Here is a 15,238-nt window from a genome sequence, read left to right on the forward strand (position 1 = left end):
TCTTGCAGCGGTCCTGCAGCGTGCCGACGAACCCTTGCAGGTCGCCATATCCCCTACCCTTTGTTCTTGTGAGCGACGAACTTCCCGAGCAGATGCGCATCCGGAGGGAGAAGCTCGACCGCCTTCGCAGCGAAGGCGTCGACCCTTACCCGGTGAATTTCCCCCGTACGGCCACCAACGCCGAGGTCCGGGAGAAATACCAGGGCCTGGAGCCCGACACCGCCACCGGCAACACGGTCGCGGTCGCGGGGCGCGTCATGCTCAACCGCGTGGGCGGCAAGCTCTGCTTCGCCACGCTCCGCGACGGCGGCGCCGACCTGCAGGTCATGATCTCGCTCGACAAGGTGGGCGAGGACTCGCTGGCCGCGTGGAAGCGCGACGTCGACCTGGGTGACCACGTGGGCGTGACCGGCGAGGTCATCACCTCGCGGCGCGGCGAGCTGTCCATCCTCGCCGACAGCTGGCAGATCACCGCCAAGTGCCTGCGTCCGCTGCCGGAGAAGCACGTCGGGCTCACCGACCCGGAGGCGCGCGTCCGCCAGCGCTACGTCGACCTCATCGTCAACGACGAGTCGCGGAAGATGGCCCGCCTGCGCAGCGCCACGGTGCGCGCCGTGCGCGACTTCTGGCACGAGGAGGGCTACCTCGAGGTCGAGACGCCCATGCTGCAGCCCATCCACGGCGGCGCGGCGGCCCGGCCCTTCAAGACCCACATCAACGCCTACGACATGGAGCTCTACCTTCGCATCGCGATCGAGCTCTACCTCAAGCGGCTCGTGGTCGGGGGCATCGAGAAGGTCTTCGAGATCAACCGCAACTTCCGCAACGAAGGCGCCGACTCCACGCACAACCCCGAGTTCACGATGCTCGAGGCCTACGGCACCTACCTCGACTACAACGACATGGCCGACCTGACCCAGCGGATGTACCAGAAGGCCGTGGTGGCCGCCCTGGACACCACGGTGGTCGTCCACGACGGGGTGGAGGTCGACCTCGGGATCGCCCGGTGGCCGCGCATCACCCTGTACGGCGCGGTGTCGGAGGCCGTGGGCGAGGAGATCACCACCGCGACCGGCCTGGAGGAGCTCCGCAAGATCGCCGATCGGCGCGAGATCCACTGGGACCCGAAGTGGGGCCAGGGCAAGCTGGTGCAGGAGCTCTTCGAGGCCCTGGTGGAGCACACGCTCGTCCAGCCCACGTTCGTGATGGACTACCCGCTGGAGACCTCGCCGCTGACCCGCCAGCACCGGGACAACCCCCTGCTGACGGAGAAGTGGGACCTGATCGGCTTCGGCACGGAGCTGGGCACGGCCTACTCCGAGCTGATCGACCCGATCGAGCAGCGCCGCCGCCTGGTGGAGCAGTCCCTCCTGGCCGCCGGGGGCGACCTCGAGGCGATGCAGCTGGACGAGGACTTCCTGCAGGCCCTCGAGTACGCGATGCCGCCCACGGGGGGCATGGGCGCGGGGATCGACCGGATGATCATGGCCTTCACCGGCAAGAACATCCGCGAGACCATCCTCTTCCCGCTGGTCAAGCCCACCCACTGACCCGCGTCCTGCCGCCGTCGTAGAGTGCCCGCCCCGGGCGCTCTACTCTCTCCTGATAAGCAGGGATCGGGAAGGGGCGAGCGGATGGCCACGAAGACGGCGGCGGAGCAGCGGGACGAGGCCAGGCAGGTCTTCGACGCGTACTTCGCCGAATGCCCCTCCAGGAAGCTGCTCGACACCCTCAGCGACAAATGGGTCACCCTCCTGCTGACCGCGCTGGCGCAGGGCCCGCGCCGCTACAGCGACCTGTCCAGGCGCATCGCGGGCGTCAGCCAGAAGATGCTCACGCAGACCCTGCGCGGCCTGGAGCGTGACGGCCTGGTCTCGCGCACGCTCACCCCTTCTGTGCCGGTACGGGTGGACTACGCGCTCACCCCGCTGGGCGAGAGCCTGATGCCGTTGGTGGCCGCGATCAAGAGCTGGGCCGAGGCCCACATGGAGGACGTCGAGGCCGCCAGGGGCCGCTACGACGCCGCCGGCGCCTGAGCGATCATCGCCGTCGCGAATCCGGCTTCCGGGCCGCCCGGTTTCCGATCCGAAGCCGCTTGTAAGCCTCGCGTCAAGGCCGCGGAGGCGCGGGTCAGGGAGCGTCCGTGGTGCCCCGGCCACCCCTGTGATCCCGCTGGGCACACGCACCCGGAAACGAGGCCGCCCGGCCCGGCGGTCATAGCAGGACGCCCGCCACCCGGCGGGCCGCCGACCCGAACCCGCGGCGGCAATTGCCATAGCGGATTGATCCAATTGCCTTAATCGACTGCCTGACCTGGGTTGTCGGATCGCGTGGGAGCGCAGTACAAAGCGAGCGATTGGTGGCTTGCCGTGCGCCGGAAAGATCGCGTCACGGACGCGTGTCCCGCGATAACGCGGGTATCGATCATGCGGAATATCCATGGCGAACTGATCGAAAACCGGAACGCTGGTCGGGGCCATTCCGGAAGCCCCAATGTGATCACTCTACGTTCTGACATATCGCGAGTGCGTCATATATAGCGGATCATGTCAATAGCGCTCGTCAAGTGCGGCGATTGTCATGCTTGACGACCTTTCCACGATGCGTTTACCGTCTGCGAGGAGCGGCTTTGGCCCGTCTGTGAGGTCCAAGTTCTGCTGTTGGGGGGAGGGCTCCCGATGGATGTGCTCACTGAAGGCGTTGAGCTCAGCCATGCTGATTTGGCGCTGCTGGCGGAGTTGGCCAAGGGAGTCACGGTCGATCGGGTTGGGCGGCGGCTGGATATCAGCGGGCGCACGGTACGACGAAGATTGCGCGGCATCTGCGACCGCATAGGCGTGGCCACGGCCATCGAGGCCGTGGCCTGGGCAGCCCGCCGCCAGCTGATCTAGCCGCGGCGGACCGCCGGGGTGCGGGCTCAGTCGGCGATGCGCACCGCGCCGGCGAACGGCCGCCTCGCGATCGACGCGATCCGTACGACGTCACCCGTCTGCGGGGCGTGCACCATCATGCCGCCGCCGATGTAGATGCCCACGTGGTGCAGGTCGCTGTAGAAGAACACCAGGTCGCCCGGCCGGAGTTCCTCGCGCGAGACGTGCCGGCCGGCCGTCCACTGGTCGCCGGTGTAGTGCGGCAGCGAGATGCCCACCCGCTGGAACGCCGCCATGACGAGCCCGGAGCAGTCGTACGAGCCGGGGCCCTCGGCGCCCCAGACGTACGGCTTGAGCTGCTGCGTGAGCGCCCACCGCGCGGCCTCCGCGGCCTTCCCCGAGCCCGGGATCGGCAGGTTGACGCGCACGGCCCGCGTGCCGGGGCGCCCGGCCTCGCCCAGGGCCCGCCTGAACAGGCTGCTCTCGACCTTCGTCACCAGATTGGTGATCTTGTCGCGCTTGGCCTCGAGGTCCGTGACGAGCTTCTGGACCTCGTCGATGCGGGCCGTGGCGCTCTCCTTGGCGCGGGTGGCCGTGTCCATCGCCTTGGTGAGCTGGTTGATCTCCTCGCCCTGCTCGGTCTGCAGCGCGTACGAGGTCGCGGCACGATTGAGGAAGCCCTCGGGGTCGTCGGAGGTGGCGAAGGCGAGGGTCTTCAGGCCGCCCGTGATGTAGGCGTTCTGGGCCAGCGCGACGGCTTTCGAGCGCTTGGCGGCGAGATCCGTCTCGCTGCTCGTCAGCGTCTTCTCCGCGGCCTCGGCGGCCTTCTTGGCGGTCTTGAGCTTCTCCCGCTGGCCGTTGTACTGCTCGGTCAGCGTCTCGATGTCGGTGTGCAGCTTCGTGGCCTGGTCGGCGAGCTCTTTCAGCGAGGGCTCGGGATCCGCGGACGCCGAACCGACGGGGATGGCGAACAGCAGCGCGGCGATTGTGAGACTCACCACACCTACGCGGCGTGGTCGCCGGGCCCGTTCCGGAGGGCGGGCGTGCTTGCCCGCCGACTTCCCCCCACCGCTGAGCGTGGGCTTCACCAACCAGCTCCTCTCGTCGACGCCTACCGGGTTAGCTGACGGGTTCGGGCCGGAGCAGCCCTACCGAAAGACTCGGATTCACCCCAGTGGTGGCGTCGGAGGTCGCCACCGGCGGTTCCCCGGCTTCTCTTGCGAGAATTGGGCGTGCCTCCCGCGCGACACGCGGGAAACATTGTCGCTGGACACTAATGCACTCCGGGTTCGTGCTCAACCAGAACTGCCAAGTCTGTAGAGGTTTCACAACCGAAGGGTCACAAGGTGATCTCGTGGGCACCCGTGCAGAAGAGGCCCTACGCCCTATTTGTCCGCGCCTTCGGCGGGCGCGAGCTGGCCGCGCGGTCCCGTGCCGATCTGACCACGAGATGTAACAAGCTGGGCCGAGACATGGGAGTTAGGGCTGAGCCGTAATGAGATCTGTACCCTGGAGAACCATGGAGCAGGTGGCCGAGCTGACAGTGCCCGAGACCGCGGTGGTGGTCCGGCGTGCCCGCACGCCCGACGTGCGCATGGTCAGACGCCTGGTGGACACCTACGCGGGGGCGGGGCCGCGGCTCCTGGAGAAGGCCACGGTGACGCTGTACGAGGACGTACAGGAGTTCTGGGTGGCCGAGCGAGACGGGCAGGTCGTCGGCTGCGGCGCGCTCCACGTGCTCTGGGAGGACCTCGCCGAGGTCCGCACGGTGGCGGTGGATCCCGAGTGCCGGGGGATGGGCGTCGGCCACCGGATCGTCTCCGCACTGATCCAGCAGGCTAAGGATTTGGGTCTGCGACGTGTATTCTGTCTTACTTTTGAGGTCGACTTCTTCGCGCGACTCGGGTTCCGCCCGATTCAGGGCACACCGGTCTCACCTGAGGTCTACGCCGAACTGCTGGCCTCGTACGACGAGGGTGTTGCCGAGTTTTTGGATCTTGAACACGTCAAGCCGAACACGCTGGGAAACACCCGCATGCTGCTCCACCTGACATCGGGTGACGTGGACCTTGACCAGATGGAAAGGTGATTGTTGATACCTATGTCGATACGTTGGGCAGCACAGGCATGTGTCCTGACACGTGCCACATGCGCACTCGAAGCGAGGTGACACGGTGAGCACCGGACAGCCGCCGTATCCACAGGACGAATCCGGCGACAACTCTGCGCCTCCCTATTACGGGCAGCAGAACCAGGGCCGCCACCCCGGCGAGCCCGACCCGGACGCGACTGTGATCGGCTACCGGGCGGACGACGCCTATGGGCAGCAGCCCCCGTACGGTCAGCAGGGCTACGGCCAGCAACCCCAGTACGGTCAGCAACAGCAGTACGGTCAGCAACCCCAGCACGGACAGCAGCAGTACGGCCAGCAACCCCAGTACGGCCAGCAGCAGCAGTCCCAGCCTGACTACGGCCAGCAGGCCCAGTCCCAGCAGGGCTACGGCCAGCAGGGCTATGGCCAGCAGCAGCAGTCGCAGCCTGACTACGGCCAGCAGCAGTACGGCCAGCAGGGCTACGGCCAGCAGCCGCAGTCGGGTCAGCAGGGCTATGGCCAGCAGTACGGCCAGCAGCAGCAGTCCCAGCCCGGCTACGGCCAGCAGGCCCAGTCCCAGCCGGGTTATGGTCAGCAGCCGCAGTCGGGCCAGCAGGGCTACGGCCAGCAGTACGGCCAGCAACCCCAGTCGCAGCCGGACTACGGTCAGCAGCAGTACGGCCAGCAGCCGCAGTCCCAGCCGGACTACGGTCAGCAGCAGTACGGGCAGCAGCCTCAGTCGCAGCCCGATTACGGTCAGCAGCAGTACGGCCAGCAGGGCTACGGCCAGCAGCAGCAGTCCCAGCCCGGCTACGCACAGCAGGGCTACGGCGACCAGCAGTACGGCCAGCAGCAGCAGTACGGGCAGCAGGGTTACGGGCAGGCGCAGCAGTACGGCCAGCCCGGCTACGGTCAGGCCTACGGCCAGCCCGGGCCCGTGGGCGTGCAGCCGCCCGGCGCGCCGGCACCGCTGGCGGAGTGGTGGCAGCGCCTGGTGGCGAGGCTCATCGATGGGGTCATCCTCTTCATCGTGAACCTGGTCATCGGCCTGATCATGGGCGTGCTGTTCCTGGCCACCTACTCTTCGCTGGACGGCAGCGGCGGCGGCATGTTCTCAGGTGTGGTCGTGACCATCCTGACGGCGATCGTCGTGACCGCCCTGTGGGTCGCCTACGACTTCTTCCTCCTGAAGGCGAAGGGGCAGACCGTCGGCAAGATGGTCATGGGCATCAAGGTCGTCCCCGTGGGCCAAGGCATACCGCCGGGCGGCCTGCCGACCGACGTGGCGCTCAAGCGTGCCGGCGTGACGTGGGGCGGCTGGATCCTCAACGCTCTCCCTCTGGGCTTCATCGGCTCGCTGCTCGCCTACGCGGCCGTGGGCGTCAACGGCGCCTCCCAGCTCTGGGACAAGCCGCTGCAGCAGACGTTCGCGGACAAGTTCTCCAACACCGTGGTGGTGAAGATCAAGTAGTCCAAGCGTCAGGTAAAAGCAGGGGCCGGCTTCGCGTCGGCCCCTGTTTTGTGTGCACAGGCCGTACCAAAATGGGGAACCTGAGCCGCTGATGACGCGAGGTGGGGGTTATGGCCGGGTCGCCGCCGCGGGCGGACGCGCCGCCCGCGGAATGGTGGGAACGGCTCGCCGCCCGGGCGATTGAGGCGTTCGTCTTCGGGGTGCTCTATTACATTCTGTTCATCGCGCTGTGGGGCGTCTTCCGGACTGTAGGGATGCTGGAGGCGTTGGACGGCCGGCTGCCCGGTGTGTTCGCCTGGCTGGCGGCGGGGCTGGCTTATACCGGCTACGACTGGTGGGCCCATTACCGGCGCGGCAGGACGTTCGGCAAGGCGATCATGGGGATTCGCCTGGCGCCGCCCCACGTGGCCTCCAGGGCGCTGCTCAAACGGGCCCTGGTCTATCCGGGTCCCGTCATGCTGATGGGCATTCCCGTGGCCAATCTGGTGGCCGGAATGCTCCTGTTCTGCGTGGGGCTGCTCATCCTGATCGACAAGCCCCTGGAACGCGGGCCGCATGACAGGCTGGCCGGAACGCGTGTGGTAAAAGATCTTCGCTGACCCATCCCGTGCCTGGCAGGAAGCCAATTCCAAAAATTTTCTCTTGATCCGGTAAGGAGCCTGGAGAGACTGGCATTAGGCTATGGGGCATCCGGGTCGCCGGATGTTGGTGCCCTGCGAGGCGCAGGGCATCTGAGCGCCGCTATGGTCGGGTGCGAACGGTAGTCACCTGGCGCGTCGTGAGGGCCGCAACGCCCCTCCTGGGCGCGCTCCCATCCGCATAATGCGCCCCTGAAACCCCGCAAGCCGTGGAGGCGAGGACGAATGGAAGCCCTAACAGACGTATTGTCAGCGCTCATCCCCCCGGCGGTGGTCGGGGGTGCCTTCATCTTTGGCGTAGTGAAGTTGGTCCGGTCCGAGGCCCTGGGAGGCCGCCGAAACCGCGAGGATCCGGTCGACGGGCAGAACTGATCGGCCAGTCAGCCGAATCCCCGCTGCGCTGAATTGTCTCCGCGCCTTTCCGGGTATATGTTTGGGCAGGCGAATGAAACAATGCTCCGCGAAAGGATTGCGTAGATGGCCAAGCAGATCCAGGAGATTCTCATCGATGACCTCGATGGGGGCGAGGCCAATGAGACGGTCAGCTTCGCTATTGACGGCTCGTCCTATGAGATTGACCTCAGCGACCTTAACGCGAAGAAGCTGAGGGACGCGCTCACGCCTTTCGTGCAGCATGCGCGCAGGGCAGGCGCCGTCACCGCACGTCGCCGCGGTCGCGGCGGCAGCAGGGCGATGAGCCGCGAGAAGAGCTCGGAGATCCGGCAGTGGGCCAAGGCTCACGGCCTGCCGGTCAGCGAGCGCGGGCGGATCGCCTCCACGGTCGTGGAGAAGTACGAAGCGGCCCACTGAGCAAGCCGACGATCGACCATGCGCTTATGCCGTTCGCCTAGGACCCCGGCGGCCGCCATAAGCGCATGATCGTTATCCGGGGCCGGAACTCGAAAGCCGGACCGCCCGGACTGTGATCTTCTGTGTGCACATATGCGGGCGTTTTGGCTGCGTGTTCGGCTTCGCCCGTGGCGCTGTTTCACCGGCGGTCGTCCACATATGTGGCGGCGTCGTAGTCGCGCGCCGAAAGCCGTGTGAGGCGGCCATACCTCATTCAACGTACGCTCGCGTCCGTACGTCACGATCGATCTCCGCGCTCATGGAACGCGCCATGAACGGAAAACCCGGCGCCGTATAGCCCGGAAGCGATCTACGGGGCGGCGGCGGGTGTATACGGGCGATCTCACTGAGCGTAAACCAGCGACCGGCGTGAAGGTAAAGCGGTGCCGGGCTGGATGCGTGGCGGCGGGCAATACCGCGGGCGCCGGGATCCCCGCCGGCGGGCAAAACCCGCGAACCCGAGCAGGGCTCGGACAATGCCCGTTCCCCGGCATCTGCACACAATGCCGTGCCTTCTCAACTGCGCGGAAGTGCCGTGAATCCGGGGCGCCGAGCGAGACGTGGTCTCATCATGCGAGATGAAGTTGGTAACCGGGCTGACCGGATGCAAGATTCCCTTGGTGTGCCGCCCGTGCCGCGTTGTGCTCAGGGCGTAGAGCGGTCGTTTGGACGGCAGCCCTCCGCTACGTAGGATGATTACGTAACGATACGGACGCGGCATCTGAGATGTGCGGGCGAAGTGGCGCCCCAACGCTGGCTCCGCCCCGGCGCGTCCGATGGCCGATCCGTGTGTACCGCGTGCGCCGCAGAGGGCAATTTTTTGACGCTTCCGCGAAGCGTCCTAAACATCGTTCGCTTGCGGCGTATCGGGAACACGTCACCCCCGAACAGTAGTTGGATGGAGGGTGAACGCCCTGCTCCCGGGGAACGTCTCTGCTATAGAGCGTGTCAGTGGCAGTGGGCACGGTTCGCCGAGCCAGGGCTAGCATGCGGGATGACGGGCCCGGATTTACCGGACCTGACTGACCGCTCTGTGAGGAGCGACGAGATGTTCGAGAGGTTCACCGACCGAGCGAGGCGTGTTGTCGTCTTGGCCCAAGAAGAGGCCAGGATGCTCAACCACAACTACATCGGCACTGAGCACATACTTCTTGGTTTGATCCACGAAGGTGAGGGCGTGGCCGCCAAGGCTCTGGAGAGCCTCGGGATCAGCCTTGAGGGTGTGCGCCAGCAGGTCGAGGAGATCATCGGCCAGGGCCAGTCGGCTCCGTCGGGGCACATTCCGTTCACCCCGCGGGCCAAGAAGGTCCTCGAGCTGTCGCTCCGTGAGGCTTTGCAGCTGGGCCACAACTACATCGGCACCGAGCACATCCTGCTCGGGCTCATCCGCGAGGGTGAGGGTGTGGCCGCCCAGGTGCTGGTCAAGCTTGGGGCTGATCTCAACCGTGTCCGGCAGCAGGTCATCCAGTTGCTCCACGGTTACCAGGGCAAGGAGCCGGCCGCGGCAGGCGGCCCGCAGGAGTCGGCCCCGTCGACCTCTTTGGTGCTCGACCAGTTCGGCCGCAACCTGACCCAGGCGGCCCGCGAGGGCAAGCTGGATCCGGTCATCGGCCGCGAGAAGGAGATCGAGCGGGTCATGCAGGTCCTCTCCCGGAGGACCAAGAACAACCCGGTTCTCATCGGCGAGCCCGGCGTCGGCAAGACCGCCGTCGTCGAGGGCCTGTCGCAGAAGATCGTCAGGGGCGAGGTGCCCGAGACGCTGAAGGACAAGCAGCTCTACACGCTTGACCTCGGCGCCCTGGTCGCCGGCTCCCGCTACCGCGGTGACTTCGAGGAGCGCCTGAAGAAGGTGCTCAAGGAGATCCGCACGCGCGGCGACATCATCCTGTTCATCGACGAGCTGCACACGCTCGTCGGCGCGGGCGCCGCGGAGGGCGCGATCGACGCGGCCAGCATCCTCAAGCCCATGCTGGCGCGCGGCGAGCTGCAGACGATCGGCGCGACCACGCTCGACGAGTACCGCAAGTACCTCGAGAAGGACGCGGCGCTGGAGCGCCGGTTCCAGCCGATCCAGGTGGCCGAGCCCTCGCTCAGCCACACGATCGAGATCCTCAAGGGTCTGCGCGACCGCTACGAGGCGCACCACCGCGTGTCCATCACCGACGACGCGCTGGTGGCCGCCGCGCAGCTGGCCGACCGCTACATCAGCGACCGCTACCTTCCCGACAAGGCCATCGACCTCATCGACGAGGCCGGTTCCCGGATGCGCATCCGCAGGATGACCGCTCCGCCGGACCTGCGCGAGTACGACGAGAAGATCGCCAACGTCCGTCGCGACAAGGAGTCCGCGATCGACGCGCAGGACTTCGAGAAGGCGGCTGCCCTCCGCGACCAGGAGAAGCAGCTCCAGCTCAAGCGCGAGCGGCGGGAGAAGGAGTGGAAGGCCGGCGACATGGACGTCGTGGCCGAGGTCACTCAGGAGCTCATCGCCGAGGTCCTGGCGACCGCCACCGGCATCCCGGTCTTCAAGCTGACCGAGGAGGAGTCGCAGCGCCTGCTCCGCATGGAGGACGAGCTCCACAAGCGGATCATCGGCCAGGACGACGCCATCAAGGGCCTGTCGCGCTCCATCCGGCGCACCCGCGCCGGTCTGAAGGACCCGCGCCGTCCCGGTGGCTCGTTCATCTTCGCGGGCCCCTCCGGTGTCGGTAAGACCGAGCTGTCCAAGGCTCTGGCGGAGTTCCTCTTCGGCGACGAAGACGCTCTGATCAGCCTGGACATGTCGGAGTTCATGGAGAAGCACACCGTCTCCAGGCTGTTCGGCTCGCCTCCCGGCTACGTCGGCTACGAGGAGGGCGGTCAGCTCACCGAGAAGGTGCGGCGCAAGCCGTTCTCCGTGGTCCTCTTCGACGAGATCGAGAAGGCCCACCCCGACATCTTCAACTCGCTGCTGCAGATCCTGGAAGACGGTCGCCTGACCGACGCCCAGGGCCGCGTGGTCGACTTCAAGAACACGGTCATCATCATGACCACCAACCTCGGCACCCGTGACATCTCCAAGGGCATCGGGGTCGGGTTCGCGAAGTCGAACGACGCCGACTCCAACTACGACCGGATGAAGGCCAAGGTGCAGGAGGAGCTCAAGCAGCACTTCCGGCCCGAGTTCCTCAACCGTGTCGACGACATCGTGGTCTTCCACCAGCTCACGCCGAAGGAGATCATCCAGATCGTGGATCTGATGCTCACCCAGGTGGACGCTCGGCTCAAGGACCGCGACATGGGGCTCGACGTCTCGCCCGAGGCCAAGCAACTGCTGGCCGACCGGGGCTACGACCCGGTCATGGGCGCCCGTCCGCTCCGCCGGACGATCCAGCGCGAGCTCGAGGACTCGCTGTCGGAGAAGATCCTGTACGGCGAGCTCCGGCCGGGGCAGGTCGTCAAGGTGACCATCGAGGGTGAAGGCGACAACGCCAAGTTCATCTTCAAGGGCGAGTCCGCCTCCAAGGTCCCCGACTCGGCCGCCGCCATCGCGGCCCCGATCCAGCACTGACGGATCCCGAAAACCCCCGTGTGAATCCCTCACACGGGGGTTTTCCCATTTCCGCCTCCTGCGCCCCACGCCCCGGGGGTGGCCCTCGCGTCCCTCGCGTCCGTCACGGCGTGAGCGACCGTGCCCCGGCCGCCGAGGTGCTGCTGATCGTGACCCCCGCCGCGCCACGGAGCCGCCGCTGGGGTGGTGCCCGACCGTGGCACCCACCGCGCCACGCTCTACGCCGGTGGGGTGGTGCATTCCACCGGCGGGGTGCCGACCTCGACCCTTGCCTCATCGCGCACCCGTCGCTCGAGCGATGCCGATGCCGCTCCTTCGACGCTGCACCCGCGTGGGGCCGTGGCGTGGCGGGCTGTGAGGTGGGCACACTCGGTCGTTGCGTAATTGTTGGGATACCGGGTGTGCCGCCACCGCGAGTAGTACTACACTGCGTAGAGCACCGCCAAGTCGCATCCAAGCGAATCACAAGATCGTGTTCCTAGGCTGAGGCCTGCTCCTTGGGGAGTAGTGCGAAATCAACTCGGGGCGGACGCGTGACCACCGAACGAGCAGCCATGCTCTCAAGGGTCAGCATCGTCCAGGGCGGGCGACGGAACACAAAGAGCAAGCCGTGGAGGAAACCGATGCGCCTGCGTCACAATGACGGAACGCTCGTTCACCTCGCCTACAACGCGGGCATCCACCCTGCCGAGGACCTCGAGAACCTGATCGCCCACCTGACCCGCTACGCCGTCCCGGTGCGCAAGCGGCTGGGCGTTGAGCGGATGGGCATCGGGTTGTGGCTCTCGCCGAGCGTCGCCGACCACCTCACGGCCGACCGCATCGAGCTCGTACGGCTGCGCCGCTCCCTGGAGGAGCGCGGCCTGGAGGTCGTGAGCCTCAATGGCACCGGCGGCCGCAACCAGGAGGTCCCCGGCCCCGACTGGGCCAAGCCCGAGCGCTACCGCTACACCATGGCCCTGGCCAAGATCCTGGCGTTCTTGCTGCCGGAGGACGTGCGGTTCGGGAGCATCTCGACGATCCCGATCGGGTGGCGCCGCGACTGGCCCGCCGACCTGCACTCGATCGCCACCCGCCGGCTGGAGCGCCTGGCGCGCGAGCTGCGCGGCATCTACAGCGTGACGGGGAAGACCATCAGGGTCGGGTTCGAGCCGTGGCCCGGGTGCGTGCTGGAGACCACCGAGCAGGCCCTTGAGCGGGTCGGCGGCATCGACTCCGAGCACCTGGGCGTGTGCCTGGACGCCTGCCACCTCGCCTGCGGGGCCGAGGAGCCGGGCGCGGCCCTGAAAGGGCTGGCCGCGGCCGGCGCGCCGGTGGTCAAGCTGGGGCACGTGCACAACCACACGGGGGAGACGCCGAGCACGGGGGCCGTACTGCATGACACGCTGATGGCCATGCTGTCGGGCGCGGTGAGCGGTAGTGCGCACATCGAGGTCGAGACGCACAACCTGACCGTGCCGGGGCGCGCCAAGGGGCCGGGTGCCCTGGTGTCGCTGCTGGCCGAAGAGCTGGCCTGGGCCCGTACGAACCTGACCAGCCTGGGCCTCCAGCTGGCCGCCTGAGCACGGCCTGCATGAGCACCGCCCGGGCTGAACGCCGCCCGGGCCGAACACCGCCCGGGCCGAGCGCTGTCGAGCTAGGCGTTGCCCGGGCTGGGCACTGTCCGCCCGGGCCGGCCATCGCCCGCCCCAGCACCCTCCGTCTAGATGATCTATTCCAAGGTGTTCAGTGGTCGCGTCGTCGACGCCCGCATGACCGGTTGACGGATGACTCGCTTGGTGTGGCGGCCCCAGCGGGCGCGCATATGCCTTGACAAGCATATGCTGAACGAGGAATATAGTGGGCATGTCCGTCGATACGTTCTCTGTGCTCGCCGAACCAACCCGGCGTCGGATTCTCGACCGGCTCCTGGCGGCCGAGAGCAGCGTGAACGAACTGGTGGAGGCGCTCGACGTCAGCCAGCCCACGGTGTCCAAGCAGCTGAAGGTGCTCAGGGAGGCCGGTTTCGTCACCTGCCGTACGGAGGCGCAGCGGCGGATCTACCGCATTCACGCAGGCCCCTTCCAGGCACTCGACGACTGGCTTCAGCCGTATCGCGCCCTGTGGGACCGGCATCTCGACGCTCTCGAGCGCCACCTCGACAACCTGGAGTAGTCATGACCCCCAACGCATACCACCCGAGCCCGCCGGCCCAGGTCGACTGCGAGAGGACGGAAGACCGCTGGACCCTGGTCTTCACTCGCGACCTGCGCCACCCGCCCGAGAAAGTGTGGGCCGCGCTGACCGAGCCCGAACAACTCGCAGCGTGGGCGCCGTATACCGCTGACCGCAATCTCTCCGAGGCAGGCGGCGCCACAATCACGATGATCGACGATGAAAAGCCCCAGGACATGGCGGCCGAGGTTGTGCGCGCCCAACCACCGACGCTGCTGGAGTACACCCTCGGCACCGATCTGCTGCGCTGGGAACTGGCGGCCACCGACACCGGTGCCCGACTGACACTGCGGCACACCGTTCAGGACCGCGACTGGATCCCGAAGGTCGCGGCCGGCTGGCACATCTGCCTCGACGTGGCCGAGAAGCTGCTCGAAGGGCATCCGATCCCGCCGATCCGCGGCGCCGCGGCAGTCGACTTCGGCTGGTCCGAACTCAACGATCAGTACGCGCACAAGTTCGGCATCCCCAATACCGGCCTGCCCGATCTGAAGCCTCAGAACGAGGCGTCCTGATCGATCGGGCGCACATTGCACGGCTCCGGGGCGCCGCTCCCGGCGGCGCAGCGGCGTACCACTCGCCGCGCGGTGCCTGCGCGGTGCGGGAACCTTGCACAGGACAGCCACCTCCTCCGCGGCGCCGACTCCAGGATGATCGTTTCAAGGGATCGCCTGCGCGCACGAGGTGAGGGAGCCAGAATTGGACTCCCTCGCGACCGCACTCCACGTGACGACCGACGACCTCCTGAAGGGATCGCCGCAGCTCGCGCCATGGCGCCCGGCGGTGGGCATCGCACCGCAGCTCAGCGACGCGGAGCTGGTCACCCTGGCGGTGATGCAGGCCCTGCTCGGCTTCACCTCCGAGGCCCGCTGGATCCGGCACACCCGCGCTCACCTCCGGCATCTGTTCCCCTACCTGCCCAAACAGCCCGGCTACGACAAGCGGCTGCGCAAGGCCGCGGGTCTGATCCAGCAGGTCACCCGGCTGCTCGCCGTCAACACCACGCTGTGGAGCGACGACGTGTGGATCGTGGACTCCCCCCCGGTGGAGTGCGGCCGCTCCCACGGGACCGTCAAGCGTTCCGACCTGGCCGGATGGGCTGAGTACGGCTACTGCGCCAGCCACTCGCGGTTCCTTTGGGGGCTGTGGCTGCACCTGGTGTGCACGCTGCACGGCCTGCCCGTCACGTTCGCGCTGACCGGGGCCAAAGCCGACGAGCGCCAGACGCTGCTGGCCATGTTCGACGTCGAGCCCGGCCGGCTGAGCGACCGGGTCGGGCAGACGCTGATCGGCGACAAGAACTACTTCGGCGCAGCCTTCGAGCGCCAACTCGCCGAGCGGGAACTCCGGCTGCTGCGACCGGCCCGCAAGGGCGAGCCCGAACGGGCCGGAGCACAGTTGTTCAAGCCGTTGCGGCAGGTCATCGAGTCGATCAATGAGACCCGCCCAAGCGCCTCCCGCCCAAGCGTCGCGCGTCTCAGCGCCGCGCCTGAGCGTCCGCAGTCTGCGTCCGGCGCCTAAACCCGATGCCTACGCCCGGCGCCTGGGCGGCGT

At 67.3% G+C, this 15,238-nt stretch carries 13 protein-coding genes and 1 riboswitch; of the genes, 12 read left to right on the plus strand and 1 reads right to left on the minus strand.

Going from position 1 to position 15,238, the window contains the following annotated elements; translation table 11 throughout:
• Positions 1-68: 68 nt before the first annotated feature.
• From lysX to ACIHFD_RS44055, 3 genes are all read left to right on the plus strand, one after another.
• A complete protein-coding gene (gene lysX, locus ACIHFD_RS44045) occupies positions 69-1,550 on the plus strand; it encodes a bifunctional lysylphosphatidylglycerol synthetase/lysine--tRNA ligase LysX (protein ID WP_397371985.1) in 1,482 nt (493 codons plus the stop codon).
• 84 nt (positions 1,551-1,634) lie between these two features.
• Positions 1,635-2,036 carry a winged helix-turn-helix transcriptional regulator gene (locus ACIHFD_RS44050; RefSeq protein WP_397371986.1) on the plus strand — a complete coding sequence of 134 codons (402 nt, stop codon included), beginning with the start codon at positions 1,635-1,637 and terminating at the stop codon, positions 2,034-2,036.
• Positions 2,037-2,678: 642 nt separating this feature from the next.
• Positions 2,679-2,891: a LuxR C-terminal-related transcriptional regulator gene (locus ACIHFD_RS44055; RefSeq protein WP_043615366.1), complete on the plus strand. Its 213-nt coding sequence runs from the start codon at positions 2,679-2,681 to the stop codon at positions 2,889-2,891.
• Positions 2,892-2,917: 26 nt separating this feature from the next.
• Here the strand turns inward: ACIHFD_RS44055 and ACIHFD_RS44060 are convergent, their stop codons facing one another.
• A complete protein-coding gene (locus ACIHFD_RS44060) occupies positions 2,918-3,868 on the minus strand; it encodes an NlpC/P60 family protein (RefSeq protein ID WP_397371987.1) in 951 nt (316 codons plus the stop codon).
• A gap of 95 nt (positions 3,869-3,963) precedes the next feature.
• A riboswitch (cyclic di-AMP (ydaO/yuaA leader) is annotated at positions 3,964-4,113 on the minus strand.
• Between the two features lie 276 nt (positions 4,114-4,389).
• On the opposite strand from ACIHFD_RS44060, the gene ACIHFD_RS44065 reads away from it, so the two are divergent.
• From ACIHFD_RS44065 to ACIHFD_RS44105, 9 genes are all read left to right on the plus strand, one after another.
• Positions 4,390-4,959 carry an amino-acid N-acetyltransferase gene (locus ACIHFD_RS44065; RefSeq protein ID WP_350723739.1) on the plus strand — a complete coding sequence of 190 codons (570 nt, stop codon included), beginning with the start codon at positions 4,390-4,392 and terminating at the stop codon, positions 4,957-4,959.
• A gap of 85 nt (positions 4,960-5,044) precedes the next feature.
• On the plus strand, positions 5,045-6,433 hold the full coding sequence (locus tag ACIHFD_RS44070) for an RDD family protein (RefSeq protein WP_397371988.1): 1,389 nt from the start codon (positions 5,045-5,047) through the stop codon (positions 6,431-6,433).
• A 110-nt stretch (positions 6,434-6,543) separates the two neighbouring features.
• Complete coding sequence (locus ACIHFD_RS44075; RefSeq protein WP_397371989.1) at positions 6,544-7,032, plus strand: RDD family protein; 489 nt, start codon at positions 6,544-6,546, stop codon at positions 7,030-7,032.
• 516 nt (positions 7,033-7,548) lie between these two features.
• Positions 7,549-7,881, plus strand: a complete 333-nt coding sequence (locus ACIHFD_RS44080) for an Lsr2 family protein (protein ID WP_319714331.1) — start codon at positions 7,549-7,551, stop codon at positions 7,879-7,881.
• Between the two features lie 1,087 nt (positions 7,882-8,968).
• Complete coding sequence (locus tag ACIHFD_RS44085; RefSeq protein ID WP_397371991.1) at positions 8,969-11,470, plus strand: ATP-dependent Clp protease ATP-binding subunit; 2,502 nt, start codon at positions 8,969-8,971, stop codon at positions 11,468-11,470.
• A 623-nt stretch (positions 11,471-12,093) separates the two neighbouring features.
• Positions 12,094-13,032 (plus strand): TIM barrel protein, encoded by a 939-nt coding sequence (locus tag ACIHFD_RS44090; protein WP_350723731.1) that lies wholly within the window; start codon positions 12,094-12,096, stop codon positions 13,030-13,032.
• A 283-nt stretch (positions 13,033-13,315) separates the two neighbouring features.
• On the plus strand, positions 13,316-13,624 hold the full coding sequence (locus tag ACIHFD_RS44095) for an ArsR/SmtB family transcription factor (protein WP_397371993.1): 309 nt from the start codon (positions 13,316-13,318) through the stop codon (positions 13,622-13,624).
• A gap of 2 nt (positions 13,625-13,626) precedes the next feature.
• A complete protein-coding gene (locus ACIHFD_RS44100; RefSeq protein ID WP_397371995.1) occupies positions 13,627-14,199 on the plus strand; it encodes an SRPBCC family protein in 573 nt (190 codons plus the stop codon).
• A gap of 184 nt (positions 14,200-14,383) precedes the next feature.
• Positions 14,384-15,205, plus strand: a complete 822-nt coding sequence (locus ACIHFD_RS44105) for a transposase (RefSeq protein ID WP_397371997.1) — start codon at positions 14,384-14,386, stop codon at positions 15,203-15,205.
• The last annotated feature ends 33 nt before the right edge of the window (positions 15,206-15,238 follow it).

This window comes from Nonomuraea sp. NPDC051941, assembly GCF_044593615.1.